The sequence below is a fragment of the Bacillus manliponensis genome, from assembly GCF_000712595.1.
Taxonomy (GTDB): domain Bacteria; phylum Bacillota; class Bacilli; order Bacillales; family Bacillaceae_G; genus Bacillus_A; species Bacillus_A manliponensis.
The window spans coordinates 19,220-31,516 of sequence record NZ_JOTN01000028.1; the positions used below are offsets into that span (position 1 = coordinate 19,220).

Here is a 12,297-nt window from a genome sequence, read left to right on the forward strand (position 1 = left end):
ATCCTGTTTTCAAAACTGAAATCATTCCCATATTTTTACTATTTAACACGAACATTTGTAATAAAATCTTCGTACTGACTTGTTTGCTTATTCATTTCATCGCTTAGTTTTTTAAATTGTGTTAACTGCGTTTGTAACGTATGAGAGTCTATGCTTTCATTTGTTTCAAGATTTGTTTGTATTTGAACCATCGTCCCATTTAACGCTTTCCAATCTTCTAGTAAGTATTCAAGAGTCGTAATTTGCCTCTTAATCAGTTCTGTAAAACCATCTACTTGATCTTCAATAAGAGTAATTTGGGTCGCTTGAATTTGAGTTTGTGATAGCTTTTGAATTAACGGAAGCAGTTCTTGTTGTTTTTGCTGAATTCTATAAGCCGCTTCTTTTGTTTGACTATCAGACACGTTAATAAGTTCATCGCTAAGACTACTAATCGACACAAAGTCTATCGTTTTTGATTGCGCTCCATTAGTCGTAATCGTAAATACTTGTTTTCCAATATTAATAGAGCCATTAATAATTTCCTTTGGTCTATTTAAAATATTTGTGAGCTCATTTTGAATTTCTTCCTGAATTCTTTTAATATCTGCTCGTAATTGTGTAACGTCTCCATTCGTTCCTTGCAATGACTGAAGTGCTACTCCTGCTCTCTCAGAAAAGTTCTCACTATCTTGAATTAATAAAGTTTCATAACGATTTAATTCTAATAAAATTTGTTCCATATCATACTGAATCATTTCGACTTGCCCTTGGAATCTATTGAATGCGCTTACAAAATTTGTTTTTGCTTCCTCATTTGTATTTGCTTCACCGGCTAAATCATGCAATTTACTATAATAACTATTAAATCTTGTGCTAAATCGCATCATTTCTTGATTTAAATCCATTAATTTCGGATTATATTGGTCCATCCATTCTCGAACATTATTTTTAGCAAATTGTTGATGGTTCGTTAAGCTACTCATCGCATCTATCTTAACGTTTGGCTGTTGTAATATAACCAATCCATACGCTTGTATTAAAGGCGTTTGTGCTCCTAATGTTCGAATGGAATTTGATAATGTATTTCTGACCATTACATGTTGCGTACTTGTTTGTTTCACTTCAGTCTTTGAAGTTTCTGCAAAAGCGCTTACTGGTTGAAAACAACTAATAGACATTGTTGTTGCTAACACACCTGTGATGAAACTTTTCTTCATTTTCATTCCTCCTTATTATACGTACTAACTCAACCTTATACTTTCACCTCTCTTTTCTCCTCATCTCTCCTTTATCTTTAGTGTCTGGTGTGCGTTTTTGCATCTCACACCAGAACTAATTATACAGAAAGTTTTTCAAGTTGGGATATATATAGATATTTAGAAATATACCACTGATTATTCTAAATTGAAATATTTTTCTAATAATTATTTTTCTATTTCTCCTCTTGTCCTTTAAAAAAATTCCGCGATTGTCCATTCACATATAGGCTTTTACCTACATATATTACAATAGATTCATTTTTTAGGAGGTGTTATGAATTGCGAAAATTTTTATCGTGTTTTCTTATTATACTGTTAACCACTTTTACTTTTGTAGCATGTAGTCCAAAGAAAGAAGAGGAAAAACTTGAAAAAGTTCGCGTTGGTGAAGTGACACACTCTCTTTTTTATGCCCCTTTATATGTTGCCTTGGAAAAAGGTTTTTTTGAAGAAGAAGGTTTAAAAGTTGACCTGCAAACAACTGCCGGCGGAGATAAGACAATGACTGCATTATTATCAGGTGGTATTGATATTGCTCTCGTTGGATCTGAGACATCGATATATGTTCATGCGCAAGGTGCAAAAGATCCTGTCATCAACTTCGCGCAGCTCACGCAAACGGACGGAACCTTTCTCGTCTCTCGTACAAAGCTTGAAACATTTAACTGGAATAACGTAAGAGGGAAAACATTCCTTGGACAGCGTAAAGGTGGCATGCCTCAAATGGTTGGCGAGTATGTATTAAAACAAAACGGCATCGATCCGCACAATGATACGACGCTAATTCAAAATGTTGAGTTTGCGAATATTGCAAATGCCTTTGCTTCTGGAACAGGCGATTTCGTGCAGCTGTTTGAACCAACAGCAAGCATTTTTGAGAAAGAAGGAAAAGGATTTATCGTAGCGAGTTTTGGCGCTGAATCAGGTACAGTACCTTACACAACGTTTATGGCAAAAGAAAGCTTTTTAGCAAAGAAAAAGAGTGCAGCTGAAAAGTTCACACGTGCTCTTTATAAAGGACAGCAATGGGTTGATACACATAGTGCTGAAGAAATTGCTAAAGCCGTTGCACCACTGTTCCCAGATACACCAGATGACATTATGGTGAGCGTTATCGATCGGTATAAATCACAACATTCCTATGCAACAAATCCACTTTTAGATGAAGAGGAGTGGAAGCAGTTACAAAACATTATGAAAGAAGCAGGGGAACTTCCAAAAGAGGTACCGCATAACATACTTGTAAATACGGAAATTGCCGAAGACGTTATTAAAAAGTAGGGATTATTATGACAAACTTTCTGCAAGTATCGAATGTTTCTCACTGTTTCTTCTCAAAAGACAAAGCAAGCCTTGTCCTACAAAACATTGACTTATATGCCGAAAAAGGTGAATTCATCTCATTTCTTGGCCCAAGTGGCTGCGGAAAGACGACACTCCTTTCTGTCATTGCAGGATTATTGAAACCGATAGAGGGTGCTGTTACTGTTGACGGTGAACGAATTACAAAACCAACTTCATCCATCGGTTACATGCTGCAGCAAGATTATTTGTTTCCATGGAAAACGATTGAAGAAAACATTACAGTTGGTCTTTCTATTACGAAAACATACAGTAAAGAAACGAAAAACCGTGTTCTTTCCTTGTTAGAAGAAGTTGGCTTACAAGGAACGGAGAAGCAATATCCAAGAGAGCTTTCCGGTGGTATGCGGCAACGTGCAGCGCTTGTCCGTACGTTAGCAACCAATCCGAAAATTTTACTGCTTGATGAACCGTTCTCCGCACTTGATTATCAAACAAAGTTAAAATTAGAAGAGCTCGTCTTCTCGATGTTAAAAGAATATAACAAAACATCCGTACTCGTGACACATGATATTGAAGAAGCTATCGCGATGAGCGATCGCATTTTCTTACTGCAAGCAAAGCCTGGAAAAGTGGCAAAAGTATTTTCTATTCCCAGTGTACTTCGGGAATTATCACCATTTCACGCACGCCAACATCCAGAATTCCCTTCCATCTTTCAATCTATATGGAAGGAGCTGAACGGACTTGAATCACATACAACAACTTCATAACCAGTTTCGGAAAAAAGCACGAAAACAAACGATTATCGTTGCTCTTTTCCAGCTGTTACTTATTGTTGTTTTCTTTGCACTATGGGAAATTGCGAGTAAACAGGAGTGGATTGATCCACTTTTATTTAGCTCCCCATCAAGTATTTGGGATCTCTTTATAACAAAATGGCAAGACGCATCACTTTGGCCACACATTTGGACGACGCTCCTTGAAACAGGGGCTGGCTTCATACTCGGAACTGTGCTCGGAACATTCATTGCAACCGTCCTATGGTGGATGCCACTGTTAGCACGCATTTTAGATCCATATCTTGTCGTCTTAAATGCGATGCCAAAAGTGGCACTTGGACCAATTATTATCGTTATTTTTGGACCAAACATCTCTTCCTCCATTGCGATGGGTGTCATCATTTCCATCATCATTACCATTCTCGTCATTTACAGCGCCTTTCAAGAAGTTGATACAAACTATATAAAAGTGATGCACACATTTGGCGCAAATAATTGGCAATGCTACAAACAAGTCATCTTACCAGCTTCCTTTCCAACGATTATTTCAACACTAAAAGTAAACGTTGGACTATCATGGGTTGGTGTTATCTTTGGGGAACTACTTGTTTCCAAACAGGGGCTCGGTTACTTAATTAGTTACGGATTTCAAGTGTTTAACTTCACTCTCGTTCTACTTAGTGTGCTGCTTACATGTATACTGGCAACACTTATGTATGTACTTGTTGCTGCATTTGAAAAGTTTATTACACGTACGAAAAAAGCAACCTAACAGCAGTAGGTTGCTTTTCTATGTATCTATTTATTCATCACGTACCACTTGTGTACCGGCGATGAAATCGTGAATCGCACGCTTATCTTCTCGTAGCCCCACCATAAATGCGGAAACGACGTAACCAATTCCAAGCGTAAGTACATGTACTAATGTCCCCAATATCACACGCTTTAACATTGTGAAGAAAGTAACTTTCTTACCATCTATTCGCACAATTTGAACACCCACTGCTTTTTTCCCTACTGTATAACCAACCCAAACAACTGGGAGAATAATCATATACAATATTTGCAACAATCCAAGAATACCATCTGCCGTATCCTCAGAAACATTAAAAGCATAAATAACTAAAACATAGATTGGTGCAAACACAAGCCCATCTAAAAAATTTGCCCCAAGACGTCGCCAAAACCCACCCGGTTCTCTCGTCATATTTATTCCTCCATTCTATTATATATCTTCTTGTATCTTAACATGATTAATGAAAAATATGGCATGAACACAAAAAATGCAAATGTTCTAAAAGAACATTTGCATTTTTTTATTATCTATCATCACGTACAACACGCGTTCCTGCAATAAAATCATGAACCGCTCGTTTATCTTTCCTGAAAATAACCATAAAGACACTTGCAATAAAAGCAATTCCAAACGTAATACCGTATACAAGACCTCCAACAACATAACGCATAAACATTGTAAACACACTAACTTTTTTACCATCTAAGCGAACGATTCGTACTCCAACTGCTCGCTTTCCAACTGTATAACCAAACCAAATTGCTGGAACAATTAAAAAATATAACAGTTGTAATACTGCCGCAATATTCTCTTCTGTTCGATCTTCAAAATTAAACAAAAGCGTTAATAAAATATACACTGGCCAGAAAATTAAACTGTCAATAATATCCGCCCCAAGCCGCCGCCAAAATCCGCCTGGTTCATGTGCATGTGAATGTTCTTGTTCCATATGAAATTCCTCCTTTACTATGTTATATACTTTTCCCATTCTTTTTATTTCTCATAAAAAAAGTACAAACCTTTTGAATTAGGTTTGTACTTCTTGTTTAGCTTTTATTCAATTATCGTGTTTTTGTCCAAACGCCATTTGCGTCTACCCAATATTTTTTATCAATCCATCTACTTGTAGCCATTGCCCCACTTTGCTTATCTAAGTAGTACCACTTTCCGTTTACTTGCTTCCAGTCTATTACCATGGAACCATCTGCATTTAAGTAATACCAACTACCATTTACAGACACCCAGCCTGTTGCCATTGATCCATCTGCATTTAAGTAATACCAGTTACCATTTACAGACACCCAACTTGTTGCCATCGTTCCATCTACATTTAAATAATACCAGCTGCCATTCACAGACACCCAATCTGTCACCATTGCGCCATCGATATTTAAGTAATACCACTTACCATTTATAGATTTCCAGCCTGTTGCCATCGTTCCATTTTCATTTAAATAATACCAGTGACCGTCTAAGAATGCCCAACCTGTTACCATCATTCCATCTTCGTTCAAGTAGTACAGTTGTTCATTTTCCTCTAACCAACCTGTCACAAACTCTAATGTTTCTTCATCAAAATAATACCAATGACCTTGTGTTTCTCCATATTCCTTAATATAATTCCAACCAGCTACTGGCTCTAATAGCGTAATAATACCACCACTAAAATCTTCCATGCTCTCACGTTGTGAACCTACTCGTGGCTCATATAAGTCAGAGTTATATGCTGTTAACCCAGTAATTCCGGTGTGCATCGTATCAATTTCCCAATCTCCCACTTGTTCGAAATCAAAAGGAACATTTAACACGCCCTCAAATAAGTTTGTTTCTGGATTATATTTTGCAGAGACATACTGGTAAACTTCTTCTTCATCTTCATCCAAATAAGGAAGAAGATACCTCACACCAATCCTTTCACCATACTTAATGCCACCTGAATATATCGTATTATCATGAATTTTAACAGTAACTTTCACTTTAATTTCATTACCAAAAGATATTTCACTTGGTGTCACATAAACACTTTCAAGCCAATCAACGCTTTCTTCTCGTTCCGCTCCTACTTCTTTACTCAGCATCATGCTCATCATCAGCATAACTACAAGCATCATCGCTTGCATCGAAACTTTTCGCATCGTACCCATATGTATGTAGCCTCCTATAGCTATAAAATTACGACTCGTCCTTCTATCCTATTTTTTTATTCTTATAAAAATCTGCTATAGAATGTAGACAAATCTAGAATAGTATAGCAAACTATAAAACTATCTTACATTTCTTTCTTCTTACATATTAAAATTCGAATATAAAATTATAAAAGAGTCCTTCCAAAGCGTAAAAGCTCTAGAAGGACTCTTTTTGTTCTGTTATTTTACTTTTATATTTACTGTATATGGATTATTACTCGATGCCTTAGCTGCTTCCCCTACCTTAATGTAGTACCTACCTTTATTTAAATTCACTGTTGCTTCTTCTATATCACCTACGAAGTAAGTATCTACCTTTTGAATAAGGCGACCTTTATGATTGTAAATCGATACAACAGAATCTAAACCAACTGGTGATGTGACAGAAACTGTTACATCTTGCTTTTTATTATTGTTGAATAAGTAGTAATCACTATCACCAAATGCTACACCACCGTTATAAAGACCAGTCGCCGTCCATTCACCATTTTCTTCTTTGAAAGAAAGTGGTTTTGATGGGATATTCTTCGTCACGACAGAATCTTTATCTTCGTCAGCTGTTTCTACCGAAGTGAAGGATAGCGTATAACTATTTAAGTTTAAACCAGCTTGATTACTAACCGTAAAGAAATAACCAGAACCTTTCTTTCCTTGAAGAGAGCCTACAATATCACCTAAAGAATCGTCATATTTTATTTCTGTCTCTTCTTCTTCCGGATCAATCATTTTATTTCCATTCTTATCTTCTATCACCGCCAACTCTATCTGAAGAAACTGTGTTAAAGAAATTGGATAGCCCTTTCCAGGATTATTTGTTAGCATAAAACTTGCTAATACATCGTCTGTTATCTTTAAATAATGTACATCTGTATCTGTACTCGTAATAAGACGATCTGTGATACTACTATTTAATTCAACAGGTGTTGCGGTCTCTGGTGTATCATTCTCTCCATATTCATCTTGAACAACTGTTTCAATTTTTTTCGTCTTTAGTTCATACGGTTCACCGGTAATACTTCCTAATGATGTTGTAGCAATCACATACTGCTTATTTGCCTGTAATAAGCGATTTTTCCCTTCATTTTTAATACCGTATAATTGCTCAAGTATCATACCAATCCCATCGCCTTCTGCACCAGTATTAACAAATACTAATACACCAGCTTCTTCATCATACTCATATAATTGAAAATCTGTTCTCCCAAGAAGACTACCTGCTAATGTTGTATTTAGAATTGTATCTTCTTCTACTTTAACTTTATAAAGGTCAACATCTTGATCGGTTTGCAATACTCCTGTTTTACTATCATTAATTCCCACAGGAATCGCGTTTTGCAGCATTTTCGCCGAAACTTCAGGCGTTAACTCTGCTGCACCAAATAAGTCTAACTCCTTATTTTCTGCTATAAAGTTATCTTCATCATTAGGCATCTGTGCCATGTTAATATGCAACTCATATGGCAAGATGGTACCCACTTGTCGTTCTTTTGGTTGTTTTTCTACAACGCCTCGTCCTCTAATCGGCTGATTCCCTGTTACTTCTACAATATACGTTTCATGTGCGTTTACTGGGAATGATACTGATTCTTTTTCATTTGTTCGTGCATTATTTCCTATAATATGAGATTCGTATTCTTCCAATTTCCCTTCAGGATAAATAGAAATCGCTGTATCTAATCCTACTATTGGCGCAACGTTCACATTTGCATATCCACTATGCGGAAAACGCACACGATAATAATCTGTATCTACTGATCCATTACTGATAAGAGTTGGTGCTACTTCTTGAATCGCATTTGATGCAAATGGCAATGATGTTACATCATATGGTTGTTCCGGCGTTGCCATATCATCCTTTACATTGTTTGCAACATTCATTGTTAACGTATAAGCTGAGGAACCATCTGTCGCATAGTTACCATTTGCATCTACTACTTCCGCAACTAACGTTCCTTTTCCTGGCGCTTTAAATAATCCACCTTCTGTTTCACCCGCAAACAAATCATTTAAATTTACTGTTTCCGTTGCTTCTGTACTTCCTTCCGGATAGAAGTACAGACGTAATTTATAATCAAAATTTTCGCTTGTTGTTAATGCAAACTGCGCAGCACTTCCCGCTTCTAAATCCATTTTGTAACTATGTGATTCAAAAGGCTTCGTCAAAGACCCTTTTTTCTCTGCAGCACCATTTTCAAATGTTACTTCTGTCGCATGTTGTAGAACATCTGCAGTTGCTTTCCCATCATAGTTTGGAAGTTTACTTACATCATATTTTAAAGCTTCAACCGGATTCACAAGACCGTGTGCATATGTATTATCATATCCTGGTTCTCCTAAATCATTTGCCGTACTCTTTAAAAGTGCCTCTACTTCATAAGAATTTAAATCAGGGTATTTAGATTTAATTAATGATGCAACCCCTGCTACAACTGGTGATGCCATCGATGTGCCATCAAGTTTTGCATATGTATTTGGTTTTTTAGGCGTTGCAATCGTACTGAATACTCCTACACCCGGCGCTACCACATCTACACTTGGACCATAATTAGAGAACTCCGCCAATTCTTTATTTGCATCTGTTGCACCAACCGAAATAACCCCATCGTATGCAGCTGGGTAACTGTACGAACTTCTCGATTCATTCCCTGCGGCTGCAACAACAACAACGTTATTTTCAACCGCTACTTGAATTGCTTCTTGTAAAATTGCACTATCAGCAGGACTACCAAAACTCATATTAATAACATCTATACCTTGTTCTACCGCATGCAAAATACCTTTTGCAATGTAATAATCCGATAACATTTTTTCATTATTAGATATATCAATTGACATTACTTTCGCTTTTGGATTAATTCCGTGAGCACCAATCTTATTATTTTCTTTTGCCGAAATAATTCCTGCTACATGTGTACCGTGAATATCTGGAACAACACTATTGTTAGGATTTATAACTTTATAAGGAGGTAGCATGCTCTCCTTTAATTCTGGGTGTTCTATGTTGACGGCTGTATCAATAAACACCAACCTTTACTTCATGATTACCAGCAAGCTTCCACGCTTCTTCAATTTGCAATGAAGAAAGCGCATATGCTTCACTAACTTTTTCATCATTTGTCGCAAACGTTGTATATTGTACACTCGGCGCAATTACTTTTACTTTTCCTAGTTTTTCATACTTTTTAAATACTTCTTTCGTATCTTCCCCTTTTTTAATTTGAACAACATCATACTTTAAGCTTGGAATTCTTTGAACAACGGTTGTTCCTAAACTAGCATGCTCTTTTTTTGTAATACCTTCAGAATATTTGACAATAAATGTATCCGTTGCTAGTTTCACGTCGCCTTTATTCTTTTGAATAAACTTGTATTGAATTGGTTTTTGAGTGGTTGCAAAACTTGTGGTTGGAATAAGTAGTGAAGCGGCTAATCCTATCGTGAGAGCTTTCTTCTTAATTCTTTTCAATAAACGTCCCTTCTTCCTATAATATATTTTATCCAAATGTTAACATATTTTTATAAATTTTTACATAACTTGAGGAAAAATTCTGAATTCATTGAAAAAACTTGTCTTTTATTGCGAAAGAAACAACAAAGACCCTTACGACTGTAAGGGTCTTTGTTGTTCAATTATTTCACTTTCACACTTACCGTGTACGGATTGTTACTTGACGCACCGTTTACTTCTTCTACTTTAATGAAATATCTACCTTTGTTTAAGTTCACCGTTACTTCCTCTATATCACCTACAAAGTAAGTGTCTACTTTTTGAATTAAACGACCTTTATGGTTGTAAATAGAAAGAACAGAATCTAAACCTGCTGGTGATGTAACAGAAACTGTTACATTTTGCTTTTTATTATTGTTAAATAAGTAGTAATCGCTATCACCAAATTCTACGCCGCCATTATAAAGACCAGTTGCTGTCCAGCCGTTATCACCTGCTGTTAGCGCTAGTGGTTTCGATGGGATGTTTTTCTTCACAACAGAATCTTTATCTTCGTCTTCACCGTTTACCGCAGTTAGCGATAATTCGTACTCACGAATATTCAACCATATAGGCACATCTGGATGTTGAACAACTGTAATAAAATATCCTACATCTTTCTTCCCTTTGAATGAACCTGCAATACTCTCTTGTATATCTGTATAGGGCGAAACTTTTTCTTGCTCTTCTGGATCAATTGTTCCATTTCCATTTGTATCCTCCGTAATAAACAATACATAGAGAGGGAAAAACACTAAATCTATTGGATATTTTTCCATTTCTTTCTTATCCATATCAACTGCATTTACACTAAAACTTGTCAATGTATCTTCTGTTGGTTTGTAATAATACGTATCAAAATCAGAACTATTTAACGCACGATCCTTTATAGTACTATTAATTTGAATTGGTGTCGCAATCTCAGGTTCGTCATTTACACCATGTTGATCTTTCGTTATTTTCATAACTTCCTGCATCTTAAACTCATATGATTGACCTATTATATTCCCAACTGTAGCTAGGGCAATAACATACTGTTGATTTGCCTCTAGTACGTGCTGCTGCTCTACAGAAGAAAATATCTTAGTATGCTGCCCCTCCAAAGAATTTTCTATCCTGTCAGATAGAAAACCAGATTCTTCGTCATATTCTAAAAATTTAATCCTTGCTTCACCGATTGGATTTCCTACTATCTTCGTACTTACAATTGTATCTTCTTCTACTTTTATTTTATAAAGGTCAATATCTTGATTTTGCTGAAATACCGCTGTTTTTTGATCTGTTACACTCATCTCAATAGCACTTTGCATTATTTTTTCTGACAGCTCAGCCGGGAATGGTTCTCCAACACCAAAACCAAAGTCGAGCTCGTCATGCTGAAAAGAAAAATCGTCTTCATCTTGTGGCATATTTGCCATATCAATCGTTAATTCATACGGTAAAATTGTTCCATATGTACGATTTTCGGATGGATTTTCTACGCCTGGATTTCCTGTTACTTCAACGATATATGTTTGGTACGCTTGTACTGGGAATGCAACTGATTCTCTTTCATTCACGAAACCACTGTCACCATAAACATGTGCATCAACATCTTCTTCTTTCCCTTCAGGATAAATAGAAATTGCTGCATTTAAACCTGCAATTGCCTCGATATTTACGCTCCCATATCCACTGGACGGGAATTGTACACGATAGTAATCCGTATCAGCACCTTCCTCATTTACGAAAACCGGTGCTTCTCCTCCCATATCTTTCGATTGAAACGGTAAAGATGTTATGCCATATGGATTTTCCTGAGTTGCAATATTATCATTTACACTCGGTTCAACATTTATCGCTAATGAATACGTAGACGCACCACTTACCGAATAGTTTCCATTTGCATCCATTACTTCTGCAACAAGTGTTCCTTTGCTTGGCGCTTGAAATAAACCACTCTCTATTTGACCGGCAAATACATCGTTCACGGTCACTGTTTCCGTTGCTTCTGTACTTCCTTCTGGATAGAAGTGAAGACGCAACTTATAATCAAACGCTTCTGCTCCTGAAAGTGTGAACTGTGCATAGTTTCCTGCTTCAAGGTCTACCTTATAATTATGTGTTTCAAATGGAGACTTGAGTTCACCTGTTTTTTCTAAACTATTATTTTCCAACGTTACAGTTGTTGCATTTTCTAACGTTGCTGCAGAAGCCTTTTTCTCATATTTCGGTAGGTTATTAACATCGTAGTTTAATGCTGCAATTGCATTAATAAGACCATGACCATATGTACTATCGTATCCTGTTTCACCTAAATCATCAGCAGTTTGCTTTAAAAGCGCCTCAACTTGATAAGTATTTAAATCTGGATGTTTTGATTTAATTAACGAAACAACCCCTGCCACAACAGGTGAAGCCATTGATGTGCCATCTAACTTCGCAAATGTATTTGGTTTAGATGGTGTTGACATTGTACTAAAAATCCCGGCGCCTGGCGCAACAATATCCATACTTGGACCAA

At 36.5% G+C, this 12,297-nt stretch carries 10 protein-coding genes; 3 read left to right on the top strand and 7 right to left on the bottom strand.

Features of this window, described 5'->3' with window-relative positions; all coding sequences use genetic code 11:
- Positions 1 to 38 precede the first annotated feature (38 nt).
- On the bottom strand, positions 39 to 1,199 hold the full coding sequence (gene nheA / locus BAMA_RS21035; protein WP_034643277.1) for a non-hemolytic enterotoxin subunit A: 1,161 nt from the start codon (positions 1,197 to 1,199) through the stop codon (positions 39 to 41).
- A gap of 351 nt (positions 1,200 to 1,550) precedes the next feature.
- Between nheA and BAMA_RS21040 the strand changes: the two genes are divergently transcribed.
- From BAMA_RS21040 to BAMA_RS21050, 3 genes are read left to right on the top strand one after another with little or no spacing between them, the layout of a single operon-like run.
- Positions 1,551 to 2,522 (top strand): ABC transporter substrate-binding protein, encoded by a 972-nt coding sequence (locus tag BAMA_RS21040; RefSeq protein WP_415782890.1) that lies wholly within the window; start codon positions 1,551 to 1,553, stop codon positions 2,520 to 2,522.
- A gap of 8 nt (positions 2,523 to 2,530) precedes the next feature.
- Entirely contained in the window at positions 2,531 to 3,316 is a 786-nt protein-coding gene (locus BAMA_RS21045; protein WP_034643282.1) for an ABC transporter ATP-binding protein, read from the top strand.
- Positions 3,291 to 4,097, top strand: coding sequence for an ABC transporter permease (locus BAMA_RS21050; RefSeq protein WP_034643284.1), 807 nt, complete (start codon positions 3,291 to 3,293; stop codon positions 4,095 to 4,097). The genes BAMA_RS21045 and BAMA_RS21050 overlap by 26 nt, the downstream gene beginning before the upstream one ends.
- A gap of 30 nt (positions 4,098 to 4,127) precedes the next feature.
- Here BAMA_RS21050 and BAMA_RS21055 read toward each other — a convergent pair whose 3' ends face one another.
- From BAMA_RS21055 to BAMA_RS21080, 6 genes are all read right to left on the bottom strand, one after another.
- Positions 4,128 to 4,532, bottom strand: coding sequence for an RDD family protein (locus BAMA_RS21055; protein ID WP_034643286.1), 405 nt, complete (start codon positions 4,530 to 4,532; stop codon positions 4,128 to 4,130).
- 112 nt (positions 4,533 to 4,644) lie between these two features.
- Positions 4,645 to 5,070, bottom strand: a complete 426-nt coding sequence (locus BAMA_RS21060) for an RDD family protein (RefSeq protein ID WP_034643288.1) — start codon at positions 5,068 to 5,070, stop codon at positions 4,645 to 4,647.
- A gap of 112 nt (positions 5,071 to 5,182) precedes the next feature.
- Positions 5,183 to 6,265 (bottom strand): N-acetylmuramoyl-L-alanine amidase family protein, encoded by a 1,083-nt coding sequence (locus tag BAMA_RS25555; protein WP_034643291.1) that lies wholly within the window; start codon positions 6,263 to 6,265, stop codon positions 5,183 to 5,185.
- Between the two features lie 222 nt (positions 6,266 to 6,487).
- Entirely contained in the window at positions 6,488 to 9,331 is a 2,844-nt protein-coding gene (locus BAMA_RS21070) for a S8 family peptidase (RefSeq protein ID WP_034643293.1), read from the bottom strand.
- A complete protein-coding gene (locus BAMA_RS21075; RefSeq protein ID WP_034643296.1) occupies positions 9,321 to 9,773 on the bottom strand; it encodes a S8 family serine peptidase in 453 nt (150 codons plus the stop codon). The genes BAMA_RS21070 and BAMA_RS21075 overlap by 11 nt, the downstream gene beginning before the upstream one ends.
- A gap of 164 nt (positions 9,774 to 9,937) precedes the next feature.
- Positions 9,938 to 12,297, bottom strand: a 2,360-nt coding sequence (locus tag BAMA_RS21080) for a S8 family serine peptidase (protein WP_157406050.1), incomplete at its 5' end; no start/stop codon positions are given.

Bases quoted from the DNA above. Each gene is read 5' to 3' on its own strand.
- nheA (WP_034643277.1), bottom strand. From the start codon at position 1,199: ATGAAGAAAAGTTTCATCACAGGTGTGTTAGCAACAACAATGTCTATT.
- BAMA_RS21045 (WP_034643282.1), top strand. From the start codon at position 2,531: ATGACAAACTTTCTGCAAGTATCGAATGTTTCTCACTGTTTCTTCTCA.
- BAMA_RS21055 (WP_034643286.1), bottom strand. From the start codon at position 4,532: ATGACGAGAGAACCGGGTGGGTTTTGGCGACGTCTTGGGGCAAATTTT.
- BAMA_RS21060 (WP_034643288.1), bottom strand. From the start codon at position 5,070: ATGGAACAAGAACATTCACATGCACATGAACCAGGCGGATTTTGGCGG.
- BAMA_RS25555 (WP_034643291.1), bottom strand. From the start codon at position 6,265: ATGGGTACGATGCGAAAAGTTTCGATGCAAGCGATGATGCTTGTAGTT.